Raw genomic sequence first — 22,134 nt, 5'->3', positions numbered from 1 at the left:
TCACAGCCCCATCCCTGTGCTGTCGGGTGCCCACACCCGACAGCAGCGCCGGGTGTGGGCACCCGGCGCCACATGGTTTGCCGCCAGGTATGCCGGTTATGAAACTGATTCTACGGGATCCTTGATACGTGGAGAATCTATCGGACCACGACCAGCTTTTTGACCGCGGTATGTCCCCCGGCCCGGATAACGTAGAAGTAGACGCCGCTGGCGATCCGGTTTGCGCGGTCATCTTCACCATTCCACTCGACAATCCGCAGACCGGCCGTCTGATACTCATTCACCAGCGACCGGACCTTCTGCCCCAAGGTGTTGTAGATCGTCAGCTCCACGTGGCAGTCGGCGGGCAGTCCATAGCGGATGACCGTGCCACCGCCCACCGGATTCGGATAGTTCTGCTGGAGTTCGAATTCTCCGGGAACGGGCAACTTCGGAACGACGGTGACCATGACCGCCACCGACGATGCCGGCGGGGGCGATTCCGGGGCGCGTGAGGGCGGGCCGCCCCGCAATGCCAATGTCGACAGCGAGCTGCCGAGAAAACCGATCCCCAGCCCGACGAAGATCGCCACGCTGCGCCTGATGCGGATATTCATAACGGCTGCCGCCTATTTCGTGGAGGCGTAGAGCCGGGAATAGACGCCGGCGATCACGCTCTCACCGGCCGTGTAGGCATGGATCACGAACATGTACCGCCCACCGGCGTATTCCGTCCGGGCGGGAAACTCCAAATACATCTTGACGATCCGGGTGGCACGTGGCGGCAGCGTGATCTCGCTTTCGCTGAACCGCAGGAACGAGGCATCGGGCGCATCGGAGAATCCGCCGGTGAGCGTCGCCAGCGAGTTGTCTACCGTGCGGCTGGCCAGCCGGATTGTCTCGATGTGTTCGCTGCGGTTGGTGATCTCCAGCAGAACGCCGGCGGCCTCTGCCACGTCATAGACGCGGCCCGGCTCGATGCCGGTCAGCGTGATCTCCTCCGGTTTGAGGGTGAAATCCGCGCTGGCCGTCGAGGCCACGACGGCTTCAACCGGGTCGGCCTTCACCGTGTCGGTGCTGAACAGCACGCGGGTCTTCAATCCGTAGGCGAGGCACATCCCCCCGTCGTTGCCGCCCAGCGTATGCGACCAGATCGAGGCCTGGTATTTCCGGCCGAGATACCGCTCGTCGTCCGGGACCGTGATCAGGATGTCCGATGTGGCCTTGGCGCCCCTTTCCAGAGTGAAGGTCGTCTGCGTCAGCGTGATCCAGCCCGTTGCCGGCACCGGTTCCGAGCCACCCTTCAGCTCGCTGGAGTCGGGCGCTTGCACCTCCATCACCAGCTCGACGGAAAAATCGCTGGTGTTGGTGACAATCAGACTGAGGTTCGCCAACTGCTTGAGGTTGTAAGTCTGGCCGATCTGGAGGTTCTCGATCGCCACTTCGCCCAATTGCGTGCTCAGCCCCCCGGCGTGGGAGGGGTACGGCGACATCACCACAGCCGCCGGCGCGCACAGCACCGCAAGGAAGAATCCGATTCTTCTCATTCTCATCGACTGCCCCATGACTTCCCGGCCCACGGGAGTGAGCCGATTTCAGACCGATGGACCGCCCCGGCTCAACCGGCCGCTGCCGTGACCGTGACCACGATCGTCTGCTGTGTCGTCACCGCCGTCGAAGTCGGCGCATTGAACCGGAACCAGAGCGAACGCGTGCCCGACACCGCGACAGACAACCCGGTCTGATTCCCGGCGAATTTGGTGCCGCTGCTGGGGGTCGACGAGGTCGAGAGCGCATGGTTGGCATAGGTGAAACTCACCGCTGTGGGCCCGGAGGAGTTGAACTGCGCCAGGAGCGCGAACTCCTCCGCGCCGGAAGGCGCCGCCTGAACCGCCGTCCATCCGCCCGGATTGGCCAATGACAACGAGTAGGTCTCGGTCACATTGCCGTCATTGGTCACCGTCGACGCCGAGCCGGATACCGTCTCGCTGCTCGCCAAGACAGTCCCAAAGGCAATGGGTCCCGTGGCCGACACACTCAGGTTCTGGATCATCACGGTCACATTGATCGTCGCCGGATTCGCCGCCTGTGCCGACGAAACCCAGAGTCCCAGCAGCGCCAATGCGATCACAGGGATGAGACCTGCTGCGGTTCGTTTGCTCATCACCCTTCCCCCTCCGTTATGCGATCATCGAATCCTCTTGCTCTGTAATGGCTCTATCGGATGAATTCCCCACATTAGAAGGCCGGATCGAGACGGTTCCGTTAAGGCATTGTCGCCGTTACGGTTAATGTAGCAGAGTACTCGCTGTATGAGGTCGTTGTCGTGGGTGTCTGGATCCGAAACCAAAAGTTGATGCTGTCGTTGACGGCCAGATTCGTGGCGATCGAAAAGTCCGTATTGTATGCCGAAATATTATTCCACGGTCCGGAGACGCTCGTCGTCGACCATTGCGCCCGAATCGAGTCGGCGCCGTTCGTCGTGGCACTGAGCGCCCACGTGTTGACGCCCGCCGTCAACTGGCTGATTCTCGCCGCGAAATTCTCCAACTCCGTGCCGTCATTTCTGATGATCGTCGTTTGCGAGGTCAGCCAGGTGTTCGGCGGCTGGGTACCGAATGTAAAAGTCGAGTTGCTGACGATCACGCTGATCGTCGTCCGCGCCGTCATCGGCAGCACGGCGAGCAAGGCGACAGACAGCCCGATCGACAATTTCCCGATGATCGGTGCCCTCCGGCCATGATCGTGAACATCGCGCACGTCGAGATCCCCCCGTCACTCACTGTCGCAGCATCGCCTTCGGGAGTGCACCGTATTCAGTATCGACAAACAACGATGCGGGGTTGATGCGAACCGGCGGATCCTCACTCACGTCCTCGCATCAAGAGAGAGCCGGTCGGACGGGGGACCGCACAGACGATTTCGCAGCCCCCATCAAGTGCTGTGAAGTACCCTCGTCCGACAGCAGCGCCGGCCATGTGCGCCCGGCGCCACCGAGTCGTCTGTTGGGTATTCTGTTGGGTATGGCGACTATGAGACCGATTCTGTGGAGATGAGGTTCAGCGGTCCGCCGCGGCGATTTGCCCTCTGGATCGCCATGCGACGAGCCGGCAGTTACCGCGTTCTGACATGGACATCCAAGACACCGCTACTTGATAATCACGATCTTCCCGACCTGCGATCCCAGCTTCGAATCGACGCGGTAGATGTAGATCCCGGAGGTCACGGCCTGCGTGTTCCGCGACACCACATCCCACGAGATCTTTGATGAGTACCCGGAGAGGTTCTCATCCGGATGATCCAGCGTTCGAACCAGGTCCCCGTCCAACGTGTAGATGCGAATCCTTGCGTCGTGGGGAACATTGATGAAGTGTATCCGCCGGTCGCGCTCATCCAGCGGTTGACCCGAGCTGCGCTGCCCGACAGTCCCCTCGTACCCCTGCTCGTAGTAGCTGGTGCGATGCCCGTCCGCATCCAAAAACGAGATCTTATAGGGATTGGGATAGACCATCACGCGCACCGAATCGTGACGCGCCCCGCCGGAGTCCCAGTACGCTTCCACCACGTCCGCCGAGTAAATCGGCAGCCCGTCCACCCGGCACTGCCCGGGGGTGATCTCCAGTGACGGCAGGCTCTTCACCGGATCACCATAATCAAAGGCCGTGATGGACACAAAATAGTGCTTCGCTTGCAGCAGGTTGTCCAGCGTCACCTCGTATTCGCCGTACTCTCGTCCGGATTCATCCGTCCGGGTCGCCACCCTCCGGATCAGGTTGCGCACCGTGTCCCCGGCGACCACGTACTCGTTGCCCATGTTGAATCCCGCGGGCACGAAGTAGGCACACCGTTCCACGACGGCACCCTCCGGATCGCGATCCGCGTAGCGATAGCATGACTCGAAGGACGGTCTCGCATGTGCCTCCGGATCGAACCCAGCGTCCTGAAATTCCCCCCGCCACTCCGACGCGGTCTTGGGCGACGAAGTCGGCCGCCACGCCTCGCCCGCCGGGTCCCAGGTATAGCGGCGAAAATCCATCTTGTCCCAACTGGCCAACAGCGTGTAGTCCTCCGGCGCCGGGATATCGTCCCGCGAATTGCGCTCGGCATAGTACACTTTGTAGCCTTCGAAATCCTGTTCGAGCAACTGGGGATCGGTCGCCAACTCCGTCACCTGACCCGACCAGCGAATGGTCAATTCCTTGGGACGCGAGATCAACTCCAGGTGCGGACAGGGCGGCGAGCTCGGCCCCGAAAGATCCGGGCACCCGTCTCCCGACGTGTACACCCGCTCCCCCGAGACCGAATCGACGAACGATTCACCGCTGTATCCGTCGTTGTCGGTATCGACGCCGAAATTGTCAAAAACGAATGCCGCCCACCAGGCATTGCGCGCCAGGTCCGTGAAGCTCAACTTGTTGTAGTACGCTTGGGGATTGCCGCAGTCGTAGCGGTTCGTGGGATCCTGGTGCAAGCTGTCGCCCAAGATCAAGGCATACGTGAAGGGGATTTCCTCCCCCGGTTCCAGACGCGGGATCGGGCCGACGGAGAGGCACAGATACGTATCCCAGCCGTCGCCCAGGTTGCACGAGAACGGCCGCGCCGGCGGCGGCCTCCAACCCTCCGCCGTGTAATCCACGGGCGTGAACAACTGGCCGTAGTCGATTTCGTCGTTCGACATGAAGTGATACATGGCCCGATCGCTCTCCGGCGATCCGGTCCCACCGTGTCCGAGGCCGCGCAGGTCCCGGACATTCCGTGGCCCCCAGTCGAAGACGGCATTCCCATCCACGGTCCACCAGTTGAAGTTCACATGTGTTCCTGCCGGCGCGCGCAGGATGCGAAAGCCCATCGCCCCACGACAGGAGGAACGCACATACTCCCCGCCCACGGGGTCGGCGTCGTTGTCCGCCGCCCACGCCACGTTCAGTGTGTCCATGTACGTCGGCGCGGCCGGATTGGGCCACAGGTGCAGGAACCCCGAAACGTCGTCGAGGGACTGCCAACTTCCCAACTGGTACCAGATGTCGTTGTCGGCGTGAATCCCCAGCCAGACCTTCTCGATCGCATGATCCGAAATGTTCTTGATGCGCTGATCGACGATGATGAAACCCTGCGTGTACGGATCGGACCCGGCGTGCGACACCTGCGTGATCTCCAGCCCGATCGGCAGATGCGGACCCGAACGCTCCGGATCGGTCGAACCCCCCGCCAGCACCATCGTATCGTAGTACACGCAGTTGTGGACCTCCTGCAGCCCGCGCGTCACCGTGTCCCGGGGCTTGCAGTCCCACGGATACCCGTTGGGAATCCCGTCCTGCATGCGCTGAAAACCCAGCAACTCCTGGGACGCCCAACCACCATGGCTCAGACTGACCAGCGTGTCATTGGCCACGATGGCGCCAATCCAGATCGACCCCATGTAGAGGTAATCCAGACGCGAGCCGCTGGGGAATTCAAACGATGGCGCATACGTGATCTGCAACGTCTGCATGTCCCACGGATCCCCGAGCAAGGTCTCATGGCGCGAACCGAGCGTGCCGTCGTTTCCGAGCGACGCCCAGACGCGCCCGGCATGATGAATGCGCCGTGATTCCACCGGTGCCGTCGCCGATCGGACCTGCATCGGCCGATGATACGCGCCGGAATCCGCCGACGGGTTGAAGGCCCATGCCTCCGGCCAGCCCACCGTCACGAAAGAAACCAACAGTGCGGCACCGACCGTGCCCCGACTCTTCCAGGATTTCTTCATGTCGAATCCTTCCAATTCGCCCAACGGGAACATACGTTGACACGCCCGCCGATTCAAGCGCCCGCGTTCAAGCGCGACCGTGTCAAGGCGCCGACACATCCGGTTTACCCGCCGGGACGGTGGTTATTCCCAGTCCCCGCCCCCGATAGCGCCCCGCCCGAAACGCCTCCGGCAAGAAGACAAACGTGCGCCGTTCCGTTATTGGACAACGACTTCGTGGTCCGAGGTCCCGCGATGCTGGAATCCCTCAGCGCAACCACGTCCCGGAGAGAGGGAAGGACAACATCTCCCGACCACAAAGGCACTCCGAGCGGTCGGGATCAGACGAGGGTGCGGCCCTTCCGGCTGTGCCCGGAACTCGACGTCCTGTCGTCGCTGGCACGTTTGGTGCCGGTGTTCCTGGGAATCTATCTGGCCGCCAAGGTCATTGATCTGACCCTTCGCGGCGTCTGGCCGCTGGCGTTCGATGGTTCCCTGCGGGGGATTCTGTTTCTGCTGGAGTTGGCGCTGGGCGTCGCTCTGCCGATGATCCTGCTGGCGCAAGAGCGTGTGCGACGCTCGACGACCGGTCTGTTGGCATCGGCGGCGTTGGTTGTGGGCGGCGTCGTCTTCAATCGCATCAATGTCTTCCTGGTGGCCTATCAGCCCCTGTACCCCGTGAAGACATAGTTCCCGTCACCACTGGAGATCGCTGTCACTCTGGGGCTGGTCAGTGCGCTGATTTTGGTCTACCGCTGGATCGTGATGACGTTCCCCGTGATCACGGTGCCGGCGGATGCCGGAACCCGGAACGAGGACGTCGTTCGCATCGTGCATCGGAGGTTCGGCCCGGCCCAGGTCCTGTGACAGCCGCGCCCGACGGAGTCCGACCGGAGATCGACAGTCATGAATCGTATCATCCCGCCGCTGACACTCATCGCCCTCGCCGCCGTGACGGCATCCGGCGTCGGGCGCGCCGCGGATTCAACCGGCCTCGCGGTGGAGATGCCGCATCTGGATTGCGCCACCTGCCACACCTGCGCCGCGCCGACGACCGCCGATCCCTGCCTACAGCCGTGCACGCGCCTGATGATGTCCCATGCCAGCGGCGCGCACGGTCTGGCCGAGGCTTCTGATTCCGCCTTGTTGGGCCAATCGGCCGATCTGTATCAACCCGTCCATTTCAATCACAAGATTCACGCCGGCATGGCGGAGATGGCCAACGACTGCGCCACATGTCACCATTTCAGCCCGCCCGGACGCATCCCCCCGTGCCGGGAATGCCACGGCGGCGAGACCAACCCCAACAACCTCCGTCAGCCTGGGCTCAAGGGCGCCTACCACCGCCAGTATCTCGGTTGTCACCGTGAATGGAGCCATGACACCGGCTGTGTCCTTTGCCACCTCCCCCAGCCGGGGAAACCGACGGAACAGATGACGCTCGATTCATCGGACATCATGGGGATCGCCCATCCGACCATCACCGAGCCGGAGAAGAAAACCTACCAGACGCCCTATGTCGCCGGACCCGTCGTGACGTTCTACCACAAGGAGAACATCGATCTGTTCGGGCTACGCTGTGTCGACTATCATCAGCAGGAGAATTGCAGCCGCTGCCATGATCTGCAGAAGACACCGAACCTGGCCAAGACCCAGGAAGTGATCCACGCCACCTGCAACAACTGCCACGTGAAGAACCGCTGCGCCAAATGTCATGCACGGGTGAGCGACCCGCCTTCACACATGCGTCGACCGGCTGGGAATCGAGCCACTACCACCGCGGGCTGGAGTGCCGTGCCTGTCATCCCACTGGGAAACGCATTGGGCGCCTCACCATGGCCTGTGCCGCCTGTCACGCCGGCTGGAATCAGGAGAACTTCTCCCATGCTGTGACCGGTCTCCAGCTCGACGAGACCCATGTCCAAGTTGACTGCACCGACTGTCATCCCGGACGCCATTACGACACACCGCCCAACTGCGCCGGTTGTCACGATGATGGGCGCGCCGCCAAGGATGCTCCCCCCGGGACTCGCGTGACCCCGCGCGGCTGACACGCACGAGGGCGAACACAAGGATCGCGCCTGCAACCGGGCACCAATTGTCCCGCAGGAGAAAAGCTCGTCTTCGCCCCTCTCTTGTGGACAGATCCATCGCGACTACAGTGGGTGTCTTAACCTCGAAGGGGATATGAGCATTTGGTGCCACGGGCCTATAGCAGGTTGCTGAAGAACCCAAGAAATGCGGACCTGTCCGACCATTGTCATCCCGAGCGGAGCGAGGGATCTGCTGTCTCTACCTATGAAACCGACAGCAGATTCTTCGCCCCGCCCAACATCGGCGGGGCTCAGAATGACATGGATTGACCTCTTTCAGCAGCCTGTTAGGGCTTGTTGAGAAACCTCCCAATTCCGCACATGTGCGGTCGGGTGCCCACACCCGACCGTGATGTGGCGAGGACTTGCGCCGGGTGAGGGCACCCGGCGCCGGGGTTGACCGGTCCCATCCCGCCGAGGATCATGGCCGCATTGACCAATGCGTCGATCCACGGCATCCCTTCGCACCCGTGGTACCCAACCACCCCGATTCCCAGCGATCCGGCAATCATCCCAGTCGCCATCAGCGCGTGCCGAACCAGCCTCGCGGCAAAGGCCGTCCGGGCCAACAACGGCTCATGCCGATGCTCGAACATGAGAATACCCCCTGTCCTCATCGGCACGTCATCCGCCCTCCGACGCGCGCCAGACGACAGCAGGAAGACGAAGACATATGTTCATCCCCGTTCAGGTCGGCGGGAAAACGGCTTTGATAAGTAGCGACGCCAGGAAGGCGAGGGCGGCGCAGATGGGAAACGTGAGCAACCACGCCCAGGCCACCTTTTGCGCGATGTCCCAACGGACCCGCGAGATTCGCCCGGAGGCCGCCACGCCCATGAGAGACGTCGTGATGGAGTGCGTCGTGCTCAGTGGAATCCCGAAATGCGAGGCGGAGAAGATCGTGAGGCCGGCGGCCGTCTCGGCACAAAACCCCTGCCACGGCTTGATGTCGACCATGCGCATGCCCATTTCACGAATGATTCGCCATCCGCCGATCGAGGTCCCGATGCCCATCGTCACCGCGCAGAGAGCCACGACCCAGAGCGGCACGCTGAAGTGCGGCAACACGCCGCCCAGAACCAGCACCATGGCGAATACCCCCATAAACTTCTGCCCGTCGTTCGAGCCGTGATTGAACGCCATGAACGCCGCCGAGACAACCTGCCAATGCCGAAACCGCCGGCCCGTCGCGGCCGGAGCCGTGGAGGCAAACGCCTTCTTGACGAGCGTCGCCAAAAGGAAACCGCCGCCAAGACCGACGGCGCTGGACATCACCAGACCGATCAGCACTTTTCTCCATCCGCTCCAGACCAACGCCTCCGGCCCCGCCACGCCCAACGCCGCCCCGGCCAGCCCCGCCACCAGCGCATGCGATTCGCTGGTCGGAATCCCGAAACGCGCCGCCACCGAGCCCCAGACAATGACGCCGATCAGACTGGCGGCAATGGTCGGCGGATTCACCACCGCCAGATCCACGATCCCCTTGCCGATCGTCGTGGCCACGGCGGTGCCCGACAGCACACCGATGACGTTGAACACAACGGCCAACGCCACCGCCTGCGTGCGCGACAGGACCTTGGTCGAGACGACCGTGACGATGGCATTCGGCGCGTCGGTCCAGCCGTTCACGAATTCGGCCAGCAGGACCAGCGCGAGCACGAAGACAAGAAGAGCGGACATCGCCGGCTCAACTCTCCTTGCGGACGATGGACACGGCGACGGAGGTGACATGATGGCAACTGTCCGTCACCTCCTCCAACATCTCCAACAGCCCCTGCCACTGGATGACCGCCTTGGCATCCGGCTCTGATTCAAAGAGCGTGGCCAGACTGCTGTAGAGCAGAAGATCCGCCTCCTCCTCCAGTCTGTCGATACGTGCCACGGTTTCCCGGATGGCCGCGACTTGCGGCTTGGCCAGACCGGCGATCACACCGACGAGCAGCTTCGTCATCTCAACGACGATGCCGCAAAACTCCACGGCTTCGGCCCGGCTGCCGGTCAGCCGATAGGCCCGGACATACAACGCGACCTTCTTGATGTGGTCGACGACACGATCCATCTCGTGGATCAGCTTGTCGATATCGCCCTTGTGAAGACGCGTGATGAACGACCTGTCGACGGTCGAGTGGATTTCTGCCTTGTACCGGTCCCCGACATGCTCCATCTCCACGAGCTTCTGGACCACGCCCGTGACATACTCGCTCCCGCGGTCGAGGTTCGTCAACAACTCCCGCAGCAACTCCGCCGATTCCACGGTGTTGCCGATGTGGCGCTCAAACCGTTCCTGGATCTCGTCGTCCCGCGATCGTCCGAACAGCATGCGACTTCTCCGACGCCGCCCGCTACTTGGCGCGGGTGTAGTGGATCTCCATCACTTTGACTTCACCCTGGCCGGGAATGGTGCTGTACATCTCCTCCACGTGCGCGTCGGGCCCCGTCACCCGCAGGACCGAGCGGAACTTCTTGTCTTTCTCCCCGGTCGCCGGATCATCCATCGTGCCGCTGCATGTGAGCACCGTCCCGGTCGTGTCCAGCGTGCCGTACGACAGCATCGTGCCGGTGCTCATGTCGTCCATCCACAGGGAGACGAACCGCTGACGGAAGTTGTCGTAGCCGACAAGCCACATCCCGGTGAACGGCTGCCCCATGAAGTCGCTGTGCACGTCCTCTTTGAGCCAGCGACCACCGAGGAGCATCTCCCGATGCGACGTTCCCTTCGTCTCGGTCGGCGGCGCGGCGGGATCCATCCACATCTTCAAATCGCCGGTCCAATGGCCGGTCAGTTTCTCGAGAAACTTGTGCTCCGGGCCGGGTGTGCTGTACTTGAGCATCGCCTCCATCATCGCCGCCATCGCGGCGCTGTCACCCGGCGCGCCGGACTTGCCGGATTCCTGCGCCATCACCGTTGCACCCGCCAGTGGCACGACCAGGGCGATCGCGATGCACTGCCATGTCCGTGTTCTCATCTTCAATTCCTCCTTGTCGGTTTTCGTCCGCGATATGTCGCGGCCCGTCGATCATGTATGCCGCGCCCTTGACACGCGCGGACTCCCTCCAACTCTCGTCCGCGGGGCCCGCGCCGACAGAATCGCCCCAATCTGACGTCACGGGCCCGCCATGTCAAGCGCCGCGAAGACGCAGCTCTTGTGTGATCCGGTCGCGTCCCGCTCGCCACGCTGGGTCTTCGCACCAGACCCCATAGAACTCTTCAGTGAATTTGTCACAATGGGAAATACTGATGTCGCGCCGTCGGGAAGAAGGCGGGTCACGGTCTCAAGCCGGACCTGCGTCGTTGCGGATCGACAGGATCACGGGGCCGCGGAATCAACTCTGACGGACAATTGCTCCCCCAGCGCGGCGAATTGCTCCACCCAGCGTTGCGCGTCGCGATCCCCCCGCTCGGCCCGGGCGTGGAAACCGGCATGGACCGCCTGGCAGAGATCGTAAAACATGTTCTGTACCTCCCACAAGTCGACGCGGAATGGGAGCGCCTGGATCTGCTCGACGACGCCGATGAGCCGTGTCAACTGGGCGTTTTGATCGAAGGCCGCGCCGAACTGACGCATCGCCCGCTCCGTGGCGTGCTTGAACAACAGGGCCAATCCCGGTTCGTCGAGCACGATCCCCGTGGCCAGCGCCTCCGTCACCAGCGCTCCGACCCGTTCCCAATCGGGTTGCGCGGCGCCCAGTTCCCGTTTCAATGCCGCCTTGAAGGCAAATCGCGACGCCTCGTGGAATCCCTCCGGGGGCGGAATCCGATTGTCCTTCAGAAAGCGCAGGATCTCGACCGAGCGCTCGTAGAAATCCCGATACACCGCCTCCGCCTCCGCCAGCGTCGGCTGGAGAATCTCATTCAGAATGCGCCGCTGCTCGTCGCGAAACAGGGACGTGAGCGAATAGGGAAGCCGGCGGAAGTGATGATCGCAGAGCCGGATGACTTCCAGAAGATCACCGTCTGCTGCCGCCCGCTCGATCGACCCGCACAGCGTCTCGTATTCCGCCTCGGTCAAGTCGTCGGAGACGCCACCGGAGAGATTCAGCCCTCCGAGGTGCAATACGCCATATGTCAGCGTCGTCTCTTCACCGGTGATCGATGACGCCACCGCGGCGCGTCCCAAAGCCAGCCGCCCACGACCCACGTCCAATCGCAACCGTTCCTCGCGACGCACTTGATAGCAATACAGCGTCGTCGTCTGTCCCGCGTTGGTGAACAGCGAGCGGATCGCCGCGTGTGCGCACACCGCCTTCAAGTCGACCACCGCCGGCGTCACCATGCGCCGATAGATTTCCGCCGCGTTTCCCAACTCGCGGACGTTGCTGGCAGCATCTTCCAACCGACGGAGCAGTCCATTCTCGGGTGAGGTCGCAAACAGGTCCGCGGCCAACTGGATCGCCCGGGCGGCGCACTGCATCACGCCGACAGTCTCGATCCCCGAAGGGTCATCGAAGAACCACCCGCAACTGTGATACATCAGCATGAGATGCCGCTGCATCTCCAGAAGCTTGCGCACCCGGACCTGCTCACTCCCCGACAGCGGTCGGGCCGCCTGACCAGCCAGGAACTTGTCCCATGTCTCCGGACTGCGGTCGATGACGACGCTCACATACTCGTTGCGCGCGACCCAGGGATCATTCAACAGCTCGCCGGCCTCTGTCTCATAGCGCGTCGCCAGCTCATCCCGCAGCCAGTCGAACGCCGCGCGCAACGGTTCACGCCAGGCCTGCTGCCATCCCGGATGGCTGCCGGAGTTGCAGCCGCAATCCGAGCGCCAGCGCTCCACGCCATGCGCGCACGACCACGCCGTGTTCTCGATGATCTCAAGCTCATGGCTGGGTGGATGTGTGGCCAGGTACTCTCCGTAATTCGTCAGTCGGGCCAGACCACGCCGCGTGATGTCTTCCAGCGCGAACGCCAGCGCCATGTCGCCGAAGCGGTGATGGTGGCCGTATGTCTCGCCGTCGGTCGCGATGTTCACCAGTTGATCCCGCTGCGCTGACGGGTCAAACCCTGCCATCAACCGCGCCACGAAGTTCTCGCCCTTGGTCAGCAGGCGCTCGAACGCCACGGCCCGCGAAGTCGGACCGTCGTAGATGAACACGGCGATCGTGCGTTTGGACGGCAGCCGTACCAGATAGGGCATCGTCGGGTCGACCGACCCGCTGTCCACGTCCCGCCATTTCTGCTCCCCGATTCGTTTCACGCGGCGCGCCTGATGGGCCGCCAGAATCGTGAACCGAATACCCAACTCCGCCAGCACATCGAGAGTCGCCAGATCGACCGCCGTCTCCGGCAACCAGACACCTTCCGGCCAGCGATTGAACCGGTGCAGAAAATCGCGAATCCCCCACAAGGCCTGCGTGTAGCGATCACGCGGCGTCGCCAACGGCATGATCATGTGATTGTAGACCTGGGCCAGCGCCGAGCCATGGCCCGAGTACGCGCGTCGGCTCTGCCGGTCGGCGTCGAGAATCGCCGCGTACAGCGTCGGCGCCTGCCGTTCCAGCCAGGTCAGAAGCGTCGGGCCGAAGTTGAAGCTGATGCGGGAATAGTTGTTGACGATCTTGACGATGCGTTGCTGATCGTCGAGAATGCGCGAACGCGCATTCGGCGCATAGCATTCCGCCGTGACACGCTCGTTCCAATCGTGATACGGGTAGGCGCCGTCCTGCGTCTCCACCGCCTCCAGCCAGGGATTCTCCCGCGGCGGCTGGTAGAAGTGCCCGTGGATGCAGATGAATCTCGCCATGGCCGGATCGGAACCGCAGTCAACAATCAATCGGGCGAAGACGAGCTTCGCCCCTACGAACCGGTTGCGATTCCATCGTAGGGGCGATCCTTGTGATCGCCCATTCGGGGGCTTTCAACAGTCGTCCCGCCACGTCCTCGAAATACGCCGTCACACCTCCGCCGGCTTCAGGAACACCACGCTCAGAGGCGGCAACGTGAGCGACAACGAGTACGGCCGCCCGTGCGACGGCTGCTCCACCGCGACAACGCCGCCGAGATTCCCCATTCCACTGCCGCCGTAGACGCCGGCATCACTGTTGAGAATCTCCCGCCACACGCCGGGATGCGGCACCCCGACGGTGTGCGCCACGCGCGGCACCGGTGTGAAGTTGCACACCACGAGGATCGGCGCCCGACCGTCGCGCCCCTTGCGCAGGAACATCAATGCACTGGCCGCCGCGTCATCACAATCGATCCACTCGAATCCCCACGACTCGCAGTCCCCCTCATGCAACGCCGGTTCATTCCGGTAGAGCGCGTTGAGATCCTTCACCCATTGCATCACACCCTGGTGCGGGGCATACTGCAACAGATGCCAGTCCAGACTCTCCTCGTGATGCCACTCGCGCCACTGGGCGAATTCCGCGCCCATGAACAAGAGCTTCTTTCCGGGTTGGGAATACATGTATCCCAACAGCAGACGCAGATTCGCCAGCTTCTGCCAGTTGTCCGCGCCCGGCATCTTGCCGAGCAATGACCCCTTGCCGTGCGTGACCTCATCGTGCGACAACGGCAGGATGAAGTTCTCCATGAACGCGTAGACCATGCGGAACGTCAAGTCATGGTGGTGAAAGCGCCGGTGCACCGGGTCCTTGGTCATGTACACCAGCGTGTCATGCATCCACCCCATATCCCACTTGTAGCCGAATCCCAACCCGCCCACGTACGTCGGCCGCGACACCATCGCCCACGCCGTCGACTCCTCCGCGACCGTGTGCACGTCCGGATGCGCGCGATACACCTGCTCGTTGAACCGTCGCAGGAAATCGATCGCCTCCAGGTTTTCCCGTCCGCCGTGGATGTTCGGCATCCATTCCCCCTCGGCGCGCGAGTAGTCGAGGTACAGCATCGAGGCCACGGCGTCGACGCGCAGCCCGTCCACGTGGTACTTCTCCAGCCAGAACAGAGCGCTGGAGATCAGGAACGACACAACTTCATGACGGCCATAGTTGAAGATGAAGCTCTTCCAATCGGGGTGGAATCCCTTCTGCGGGTAGGCATGCTCATACAGATGTGTGCCGTCGAAGAATCCCAGTGCATATTCATCGGCCGGGAAGTGTGACGGCACCCAGTCGAGAATGACGCCGATTCCCTGCTGATGCAGATGGTCGATCAGGTACATGAAGTCTTCCGGCGTCCCGTATCGCGCCGTCGGCGCGAAGTACGCGGTCGTCTGGTACCCCCACGATCCGTAGAATGGGTGCTCCATCACCGGCAGAAACTCCACGTGCGTGAAACCCAGGTACCGGACATGCTCCGCCAGCATCGGCGCCAGTTCCCGGTACGACAAGGGTGCGTGTCCCGCCTCCGGTTTGCGCCGCCATGATCCCAGGTGGACCTCATAGATCGACACCGGCGCGTGCAAGGCGTGATTCCGCGCCCGGTCGGCCATCCAGGCCTCATCCCCCCACGTGTACCCGAACTCCCACACCCGCGCCGCCGTCCGCGGCGGTTCCTCACAGGAGAAGGCGAACGGGTCTATCTTGTCGACTGTGTAGCCCCGATAGCGCGAGACGATATGGAACTTGTAGAGATCGCCGCGCGTCACACCGGGAATGAAACCCTCCCAGATTCCGGACCGCTCGCGCGGACGCAGGGCGTGGCTGGTCTTGTTCCAGCCGTTGAATTCCCCCATCACACACACCTGCCGTGCGTCCGGAGCCCACACCGCGAAATACGTCCCCGCCTCACCGTCGACTGTCAGGGGATGCGCGCCGAGCTTTTCGAAGAGGCGGTAGTGCGTGCCCTCATTGAAGAGATGGAGGTCATCGGCCGACAGCAGCGTCGCGTCGATCACCGCCGGCCGCTTGCGTTCTCCCGTCTTCGGCTTCACCATCTGCGCATAGACTCCGTTACCGCTGTTCCGCCCGTGCCCGGGAACGGGCCTCGCGGCGAAGATCGTCAATCGTCGTCAACATCTCAATGATTTCCGGTTGCGCCGTGAACTCCTCCAACGACAGGCGCGTCTTTAACTGCCAGTTCGCGTGCTCGTCCGTGGTCCCGGGGACATTCTGGGACACCGTCTCCAGCCAGAGGTCCTCGATGTTGACCAGCACCGTCTGCACGGCGCTCCGTGCCAACAGAGACAAAATCGCCCGGAGGATTTCCCGCTCACCGGCGCCCTCCCCCAAAAGACCCATGCCGCGCAGATACGCCGCCAGGCGCTCCCGTTGGCCGGGACGCTCCCCGCGCGCCCAATTCGCCGCATCCGATGTGATGATCCCCAGACGCTCCCGCTCTTGCAAGTCGATGTCGCGCCAATAGGCCGCAAATGGGTACATGTCGTGCGTCCCGAGGCAGACGACGGTCCGCGGCGAGCGTGCCAGCCGCCGCTTGGTTCCCTCCGGGTCTGTGACCATGTCATGCAATACGACGCTGATCCCCGCCATCCCATGGCGATGCATGGCCCGGTTCACGTATCCCGGGACGGTCCCGAGGTTCTCGCCGATCAAGATCGCTTGGTGTCGATGCGATTCCACGCTCAGAACGGCATAGATCTCATCGCTCGGGTAGCGCACATAGACCCCGTCGTTCCCGTCGCCGCCGCGCGGAATCCAGAAGAAGCGATGCAGACCCATGATGTGGTCCAATCGCAGCATACGGGCGTGTCGCAGGTGATGGCGCAGGCAGGCGATCAGATAGGCATATCCCGACTGCCGCATCGCCTGCGGTCGCCACGGCGGGAAGCTCCAGTCCTGCCCATTGGGAAAGAAGGCATCGGGCGGCGCGCCCACCGAGACATCGGTGGCGAACAGATCCTGATGGCGCCAGATGTCGTACCCATCGGCATGCACGCCGAGCGGAAGATCGAAATACAGGCCGACGTTCCGTTCTGTGGCCCGCTGCGCCCATGCCGCCACCTGTTCTTCGGCGACGAACTGAGCATACACGTGGTATTGCCATTCCCCGCGATCACCGCCCTGATCGGGAAGCTGGCCATCGCGCTCCGCCGATGGCCATTGTGGCCAGCGCGTCTGACGCCGGTGCATCGCGGCCCGAAACCGGGCGTAACTGTCGAGCTCGGGGTGCGTTTCCAAATGCCGCCGCAACTCCTCCCGTCGTCCATTGTCCCGCGAAAAGAGGTAGCGCGACAGACAGGCCAGCACTTGCCGCTTTCGCGCCATCTGGCGGCGATAGTCGACCGTGGGCGCGGCGTTCCATTCCGCCAGTTCCCGCTGGAATTCGCCCTCCGCGATCATCGCCTGCGCCTCGGGGCAAGACTCCAACTCCGGCAGACGCGTCACATCGATAAAGAACTCGCTCCAGAACATCCGGGACGCCGGTGTGTACGGGCTCGGATCGCAGGGGAAATCGAGGAATGTCGCCAGGAGCGGCAACGTGCCGACCAGTGCCCCGCCGTGCGCCGCCGTCCATTCCACCAGCGCTTCACCATCGGTGAAGTCACCGCTCCCCCAACTGCGCGTCGAATGCAACGCGTAGAGGGGCGCAAACACGCCCCATTGGCTTCGAAAGCGCTTCCCGCGCGGGGAATAGACGACCTCTGGTGCGGCGACGACCAGTGCTTCCGCCCGCTGACCCGCCCACTCCAGGATCAATCGATGGTACCCCCAGGGGAGTCGCCCTGGAGGTTTCCAAGCCAACAAGACATACCGTCGCCCATCGACCGTCTCGGCAGCCGTCACCATCGGTGCGGAAGTGTCGACCGCGACCGATCGGGGCTCCCCATTCTCAAGTTCCCATGTTCCGGCAATCCGATGCGCGAGGTGCTCTTCGGGCAGGCGAAGCGACAGTGTCACCGGGTTCTGTCCCCAAACGACTGTCACTGGCTCCAAGACCCGCTGCCAGCGATCCCGCCGGTGTTGTCGTCGCGCTTCGGTCAAGTCGTCCAGACCGGCAACCTGCGCCCCCAGAGCGCGCAGTGCCGCTAGCAACCCGTCCGGAGTGGCCCATTGACGCTCGTGTTTGACGTTGTGAAACGACGTCTGGACACCGTAGAGCCGGGCCAGTTGCTGCAGTTGTCGTATCTGCCGACCATCCATGGCTTGTGCATTCCATGCCGCTCGTATGGGGGGGCGATCCCCTGATCGGTTCGCGGCCCTTCTTATCAATGAAATCGGCTCCACCGGCGCAAACACAAGACGGAATCCATGCATTCCTGGCCTTGCTCCCCCGATTGTATCGACGTAGGGCGGCCCGTTGGGTCACCCGAGGGCGAGACGACTCCTCGCCCCTGCCGACATCGACCCCACCGGTATCGTACCCGATGTAGGGCGGGCTCAGCCCGCCGTTGACCCCGCAGATGTCACACCTCCCACACACCTTGATTTCCCCTGGTCCATTTCCTAAGATCATTGCGCTCGAAACGACAAAGGAGCACCCTATGTCCCTCACACCACAAGCCGCCCTCGATGAGCTCAATGCAAAGACGCGCGCCATCGCCATGCTGAACTCGTGCGCCTCGCTGCTCGGCTGGGATGAACGCACCTACATGCCGCCCCAAGGCGGTCCGCATCGCGCCGAGCAACTGGCGTTGCTCGCCGGGATGACTCATGAGCGGCTTGTTGACCCCCGCATCGGTGAATTGCTGAGCACCCTGAGAAACTCGGACCTTGTCACCGACCCCGACGGTGACCCGGCGGTCATCGTGCGCGAAGTGGGCCGGTCGTACGATCGCGCCGTGAAGATGCCGCGGTCCCTGGTGGAGGAGATCACCCGCACCGCCTCGCTCGGGCAGACGGCCTGGGAAGAGGCGCGCGCCAAGGCCGACTACGCCATCTTCAAGCCCTGGCTGGCGAAGATGATCGACTTGAAAAAGCAGGAGGCGGAGGCGGTCGGCTACCAAGTCGATCCGTACGATGCCCTGCTGGACGACTACGAGCCCGGCGCAACAGTCGCGATCACCGGAACGATTCTGACCCAGTTGCGCACCGAACTGGTCGGCCTGCTGGAGAAGATCCGCGGTTCATCCCGCCGCCCCCGCCTGGAGATTCTCAATCGCCGCTATCCCATCGAGCGCCAGAAGGAGTTCGGCCGCCTGTGCTCCGAGGCGATCGGCTTTGACTACCAGAAAGGGCGTCTCGACGTCACCACCCACCCCTTCTGCACCGGCATCGGCCCCGGCGATGTGCGTCTGACCACGCGCTACAACGAACAGAACTTCGCCCATGCCCTCTTCGGTACGCTGCATGAATCCGGCCACGGCATCTACGATCAGGGGCTCGACCCGCGCCATTTCGGCACGCCGCTCGGTGATTTTATCTCCCTGGGAATCCACGAATCGCAATCCCGGCTGTGGGAGAACCTGGTCGGCCGCTCACGGTCATTCTGGGTGCACTTCTTCCCCCGGGCGCAGCAGGCGTTTCCCGAGGCGCTCGCCGATGTTACCCTCGATGACCTCTTCTTCGTCGTCAATGACGTCCGCCCGTCGTTCATCCGCGTGGAGGCCGACGAGGCCACCTATAACCTCCATATCCTCCTGCGCTTCGAGCTGGAACGCGCCTTCTTCTCCGGGCAATTGTCGGTCGACGACATTCCCGCCGTCTGGAACGAGAAGTTCCGCGCCTATTTCGGTCTGACGCCGCCGACGGACCGCGAGGGCTGCCTGCAAGATGTCCACTGGAGCGCCGGATATATCGGCTACTTTCCGACATATTCGTTGGGGAACCTGTATGCCGCGCAGCTCTTTGCCCAGGCACAGAGTGACCTCGGCGACCTCGATGCCATGTTTGCCCGCGGCGAGTTCGCCCCAATCAAAGAGTGGCTCGGCCGCAAGATTCACTCCCAAGGACGGCGCTTCCGCGCCGCCGATCTCGTCCAACGGGTGACCGGGAAGCCCTTGTCGTCCGCCGCGCTGATGAGCTACATGAACGCCAAGTTCGGCGCGTTGTACGGATTCTAACGGGTCCGGAGGAGCCGCTTGGCACGGGACGTTGATTTGTCATTCCGAGCCAGTCCCGCCCACCGGGCGGGACGCCCGCGAGGAATCTGCTGTTGCCGTCATAGGAAGAAACAGCAGATCCTTCGCTTCGCTCAGGATGACATTGGTGGGCGGGATCCTCATCTTTCGCGTTATTCGACAACCTGTCAGAATATTCTCTGATGAGGACAAGGGGCTTCAGCCCCTTGCACAACACCGAAACAAAGGACGGGACCCATGCCCCGCAAATCCCTGACCGAATTCCAGACCGAACGCCTCGCACTCAATGAGCTCCTGCTGAAGTCGCAACACAAGTACATCCAGCGCTTTTTCAATGTCGATCACGGCGTCTATCAGGACGGTGTCCTGCCCGCAAAGACCAAGGAAATGCTCGGCCTGGTCGCCTCGCTGGTGCTGCGCTGCGACGATTGCATCACCTACCACATGATCCGCTGCGTGGAGGAAGGGGTGACCGACACGGAACTGGATGAGATCTTCTCCGTCGCCCTGGTTGTCGGCGGGTCGATCACGATTCCACACGTGCGCCGGGCCACGGCCACCCGCGCCGAACTCCGCGGCGCTGGCAATCCCTCTACATGAGATCGCTCCAATAGAATCGGTTTCACAACCGAGATGGATGGTCAGAACACGTCCTGGCGCCGGGTGCCCTCACCCGGCGCTGCGGTCGGGTGTGGGCACCCGACCGCACAGGAACGAGGTTGTGAAACCAATTGTAGGCAAACAAGGGGCTGAAGCCCCTTGTTGACCTGTATGTGCTGTTGTAGAAACGACGTGGTTACGGACACGGATTGGTGATGTTCGCCGACGCGCTGCCGCCGCGAAAGGCGACATTCACCATCAACACCACGTCCGAAAGCGTCGTGTTGCCGTCGCAGTTGAGATCCGTAGTCGGATATGGGCATTGCACCAGAGAATCGGCAATCGGCGTGCTGCCGCGAAATGCGACGTTGACGCACTGAACGACGTCGGCCACGCTGGCCAGACCGTCGCATTGCGGGTCGCCGTGACATCGGCAGGCACAGACCGGAGCCGTGGTCTCGCCCATGGAAAACAGAACCATGTTGGGGAATGCCACCGACAGGTCCTGCCATCCCTCACCCCAGTCGGTGTAGCTGCGGCACGCAGCCGGGTTGAGCGTGTCCGCATCGAAGATCAGATCCGCCGTGTACGAGGGGACGACGTCGGGGAGATAGACGCAGGCAAAGAACGTCTCATTCACACTACAGGACATATTCAACGGAAGCTGTACCAGCCACGCCCCGGCCGGAAGATCGATCGTGCTCGCCTCTCCCAGACAAAGCAGTATTCCCGGATAGGGACACTCCGGCGTTCCCGCGTTCGAGGCGATGACGGGCTGAAGCGCCAGCGAGATGTCATAGTCGACCACGACCGCCCAGAAGACGTCGGTGATCGTGAACGGATACGGATTCACGCATCCGGTCTCGGTCGGGTCCTGGTACGAGGCATAGACCTCCTGCCCGAGAATCCAACCCACGGAACGCATCTCCGGCGCCCCCTGCCAGTACCCGTCGCACGTGTCGATGTCCATGCCGGCAGCGAGAACACGCGTGGCCGTGGGTGCCTTGGAGGTTGCCCTGAGCCGTCGCGGCGGGGACGCCAGCGGGCGCACATGCACCGTCAGGTCCCTGGACGGATGGGACGGCGCGGCCGCTTTCGGCATCTGGGCCCCGAAGAATGAGGGTCGCTTCTGAGTCGGCTGTGCACTCCACACAGTAACGGTGAGAAGAAACACGCCGACGAGAATGATCAGAACGATCGATGGGCCAGGGCGCGCCCATCTGGGACTCGGCAAGCCGGAAGCAGCCATGTTCGTGCACCTCCCATACATGTCTTGTCGGCAGACACGTTCAAGGCCGCGAGAGATGGACATGGTCACGGATCGCGCCAGCGGCGATTCATGCTTGGCCATCCCGCTCTGGGCACCTCCCGGCTCGTGGCGAAAGCCACAGAACATATTGGCCGACAACAACTTATGAGCGTTCACGCCCGCTCAGACTTTGGCCCTGAACCCAACTGGCGCGGAGCATCAACAAGAAACGGGGCGCCCCATCCCGGAGCGCCCCGTTGTTCATGGCCGCCTGGCGCGACCATTCGCCCATTACGGGCAAGGGTTGCAGAACTCCGTCGCCGGGTCCGCACCGCGGAAGGCGACGTTCACTTCCTTGACCACGTCGGTAATCGTCGTCACACCGTCGCAGTTGACGTCTGTCGGCGCTCGCGGGCACAACGGATTGGGATCTGCTTCCGAGATCCCCCCGCGGAATGCCACGTCGACCGTCGTGACGACATCCGACACGTTCGACCGGATCCCGTCGCACTTCGGATCACCGTGGCAGTCACAGGCACAGCCGAAGGCGGCCGTCGGCGGCGTCTCGGCGATCAGGCGGATGATGTTCTCGAGGTCCGC

Annotated in this window: 19 protein-coding genes; 6 read left to right on the top strand and 13 right to left on the bottom strand. The window is 62.8% G+C overall.

Annotated features, from left to right (window positions below; all coding sequences use genetic code 11):
- Positions 1-137: 137 nt before the first annotated feature.
- The 3 genes from AB1792_00345 to AB1792_00335 form a co-directional block, all read right to left on the bottom strand.
- Complete coding sequence (locus AB1792_00345) at positions 138-596, bottom strand: T9SS type A sorting domain-containing protein (GenBank protein ID MEW5700671.1); 459 nt, start codon at positions 594-596, stop codon at positions 138-140.
- A gap of 12 nt (positions 597-608) precedes the next feature.
- Complete coding sequence (locus AB1792_00340; protein MEW5700670.1) at positions 609-1,532, bottom strand: hypothetical protein; 924 nt, start codon at positions 1,530-1,532, stop codon at positions 609-611.
- Between the two features lie 65 nt (positions 1,533-1,597).
- The gene (locus AB1792_00335; protein MEW5700669.1) at positions 1,598-2,143 is read right to left on the bottom strand and encodes a hypothetical protein; all 546 of its coding nucleotides are present in this window, start codon (positions 2,141-2,143) and stop codon (positions 1,598-1,600) included.
- A 162-nt stretch (positions 2,144-2,305) separates the two neighbouring features.
- Here AB1792_00335 and AB1792_00330 point away from each other — a divergent pair, with 162 nt between their 5' ends.
- The gene (locus tag AB1792_00330) at positions 2,306-2,722 is read left to right on the top strand and encodes a hypothetical protein (protein MEW5700668.1); all 417 of its coding nucleotides are present in this window, start codon (positions 2,306-2,308) and stop codon (positions 2,720-2,722) included.
- A gap of 405 nt (positions 2,723-3,127) precedes the next feature.
- Here the strand turns inward: AB1792_00330 and AB1792_00325 are convergent, their stop codons facing one another.
- Positions 3,128-5,728 carry a hypothetical protein gene (locus AB1792_00325; GenBank protein ID MEW5700667.1) on the bottom strand — a complete coding sequence of 867 codons (2,601 nt, stop codon included), beginning with the start codon at positions 5,726-5,728 and terminating at the stop codon, positions 3,128-3,130.
- Positions 5,729-6,058: 330 nt separating this feature from the next.
- Between AB1792_00325 and AB1792_00320 the strand changes: the two genes are divergently transcribed.
- From AB1792_00320 to AB1792_00310, 3 genes are all read left to right on the top strand, one after another.
- Positions 6,059-6,397, top strand: coding sequence for a hypothetical protein (locus tag AB1792_00320; GenBank protein ID MEW5700666.1), 339 nt, complete (start codon positions 6,059-6,061; stop codon positions 6,395-6,397).
- 216 nt (positions 6,398-6,613) lie between these two features.
- The gene (locus AB1792_00315) at positions 6,614-7,600 is read left to right on the top strand and encodes a cytochrome c3 family protein (GenBank protein MEW5700665.1); all 987 of its coding nucleotides are present in this window, start codon (positions 6,614-6,616) and stop codon (positions 7,598-7,600) included.
- Entirely contained in the window at positions 7,492-7,758 is a 267-nt protein-coding gene (locus AB1792_00310; protein ID MEW5700664.1) for a cytochrome c3 family protein, read from the top strand. The genes AB1792_00315 and AB1792_00310 overlap by 109 nt, the downstream gene beginning before the upstream one ends.
- Positions 7,759-8,087: 329 nt before the next feature.
- Here the strand turns inward: AB1792_00310 and AB1792_00305 are convergent, their stop codons facing one another.
- The 7 genes from AB1792_00305 to malQ form a co-directional block, all read right to left on the bottom strand.
- A complete protein-coding gene (locus AB1792_00305; protein MEW5700663.1) occupies positions 8,088-8,417 on the bottom strand; it encodes a hypothetical protein in 330 nt (109 codons plus the stop codon).
- Between the two features lie 70 nt (positions 8,418-8,487).
- Positions 8,488-9,480, bottom strand: a complete 993-nt coding sequence (locus AB1792_00300; protein MEW5700662.1) for an inorganic phosphate transporter — start codon at positions 9,478-9,480, stop codon at positions 8,488-8,490.
- 7 nt (positions 9,481-9,487) lie between these two features.
- Positions 9,488-10,120 (bottom strand): DUF47 family protein, encoded by a 633-nt coding sequence (locus tag AB1792_00295; protein MEW5700661.1) that lies wholly within the window; start codon positions 10,118-10,120, stop codon positions 9,488-9,490.
- A gap of 22 nt (positions 10,121-10,142) precedes the next feature.
- A complete protein-coding gene (locus AB1792_00290) occupies positions 10,143-10,766 on the bottom strand; it encodes a DUF1579 domain-containing protein (protein MEW5700660.1) in 624 nt (207 codons plus the stop codon).
- A 342-nt stretch (positions 10,767-11,108) separates the two neighbouring features.
- Positions 11,109-13,547, bottom strand: coding sequence for a DUF3536 domain-containing protein (locus AB1792_00285; GenBank protein MEW5700659.1), 2,439 nt, complete (start codon positions 13,545-13,547; stop codon positions 11,109-11,111).
- Positions 13,548-13,697: 150 nt separating this feature from the next.
- Positions 13,698-15,644: a 1,4-alpha-glucan branching protein GlgB gene (gene glgB / locus AB1792_00280; GenBank protein ID MEW5700658.1), complete on the bottom strand. Its 1,947-nt coding sequence runs from the start codon at positions 15,642-15,644 to the stop codon at positions 13,698-13,700.
- Positions 15,645-15,660: 16 nt separating this feature from the next.
- The gene (gene malQ / locus AB1792_00275) at positions 15,661-17,808 is read right to left on the bottom strand and encodes a 4-alpha-glucanotransferase (protein MEW5700657.1); all 2,148 of its coding nucleotides are present in this window, start codon (positions 17,806-17,808) and stop codon (positions 15,661-15,663) included.
- A gap of 341 nt (positions 17,809-18,149) precedes the next feature.
- On the opposite strand from malQ, the gene AB1792_00270 reads away from it, so the two are divergent.
- Both AB1792_00270 and AB1792_00265 read left to right on the top strand, forming a co-directional pair.
- Entirely contained in the window at positions 18,150-19,667 is a 1,518-nt protein-coding gene (locus AB1792_00270; GenBank protein ID MEW5700656.1) for a carboxypeptidase M32, read from the top strand.
- A 255-nt stretch (positions 19,668-19,922) separates the two neighbouring features.
- The gene (locus tag AB1792_00265) at positions 19,923-20,285 is read left to right on the top strand and encodes a carboxymuconolactone decarboxylase family protein (GenBank protein ID MEW5700655.1); all 363 of its coding nucleotides are present in this window, start codon (positions 19,923-19,925) and stop codon (positions 20,283-20,285) included.
- A 196-nt stretch (positions 20,286-20,481) separates the two neighbouring features.
- Here AB1792_00265 and AB1792_00260 read toward each other — a convergent pair whose 3' ends face one another.
- Entirely contained in the window at positions 20,482-21,387 is a 906-nt protein-coding gene (locus AB1792_00260) for a hypothetical protein (protein MEW5700654.1), read from the bottom strand.
- A gap of 438 nt (positions 21,388-21,825) precedes the next feature.
- On the bottom strand, positions 21,826-22,134 hold a 309-nt coding region (locus AB1792_00255; GenBank protein MEW5700653.1), incomplete at its 5' end, for a hypothetical protein.

It is taken from the genome of Candidatus Zixiibacteriota bacterium (assembly GCA_040752595.1).
GTDB lineage: Bacteria > Zixibacteria > MSB-5A5 > WJJR01 > WJJR01 > JACQFV01.
The sequence above is the reverse complement of the archived record's forward strand: the minus strand, read 5'-3'. Positions and strand labels throughout refer to the sequence as shown.

Coding starts and splice junctions, on each gene's coding strand:
- AB1792_00305 (MEW5700663.1), bottom strand. CDS start 8,417: ATGAGGACAGGGGGTATTCTCATGTTCGAGCATCGGCATGAGCCGTTG.
- AB1792_00345 (MEW5700671.1), bottom strand. CDS start 596: ATGAATATCCGCATCAGGCGCAGCGTGGCGATCTTCGTCGGGCTGGGG.
- AB1792_00335 (MEW5700669.1), bottom strand. CDS start 2,143: ATGAGCAAACGAACCGCAGCAGGTCTCATCCCTGTGATCGCATTGGCG.
- AB1792_00300 (MEW5700662.1), bottom strand. CDS start 9,480: ATGTCCGCTCTTCTTGTCTTCGTGCTCGCGCTGGTCCTGCTGGCCGAA.
- malQ (MEW5700657.1), bottom strand. CDS start 17,808: ATGGATGGTCGGCAGATACGACAACTGCAGCAACTGGCCCGGCTCTAC.
- AB1792_00260 (MEW5700654.1), bottom strand. CDS start 21,387: ATGCCGAAAGCGGCCGCGCCGTCCCATCCGTCCAGGGACCTGACGGTG.
- glgB (MEW5700658.1), bottom strand. CDS start 15,644: ATGGTGAAGCCGAAGACGGGAGAACGCAAGCGGCCGGCGGTGATCGAC.
- AB1792_00290 (MEW5700660.1), bottom strand. CDS start 10,766: ATGAGAACACGGACATGGCAGTGCATCGCGATCGCCCTGGTCGTGCCA.
- AB1792_00340 (MEW5700670.1), bottom strand. CDS start 1,532: ATGAGAATGAGAAGAATCGGATTCTTCCTTGCGGTGCTGTGCGCGCCG.
- AB1792_00325 (MEW5700667.1), bottom strand. CDS start 5,728: ATGAAGAAATCCTGGAAGAGTCGGGGCACGGTCGGTGCCGCACTGTTG.
- AB1792_00295 (MEW5700661.1), bottom strand. CDS start 10,120: ATGCTGTTCGGACGATCGCGGGACGACGAGATCCAGGAACGGTTTGAG.
- AB1792_00285 (MEW5700659.1), bottom strand. CDS start 13,547: ATGGCGAGATTCATCTGCATCCACGGGCACTTCTACCAGCCGCCGCGG.
- AB1792_00270 (MEW5700656.1), top strand. CDS start 18,150: ATGTCCCTCACACCACAAGCCGCCCTCGATGAGCTCAATGCAAAGACG.
- AB1792_00315 (MEW5700665.1), top strand. CDS start 6,614: ATGAATCGTATCATCCCGCCGCTGACACTCATCGCCCTCGCCGCCGTG.
- AB1792_00265 (MEW5700655.1), top strand. CDS start 19,923: ATGCCCCGCAAATCCCTGACCGAATTCCAGACCGAACGCCTCGCACTC.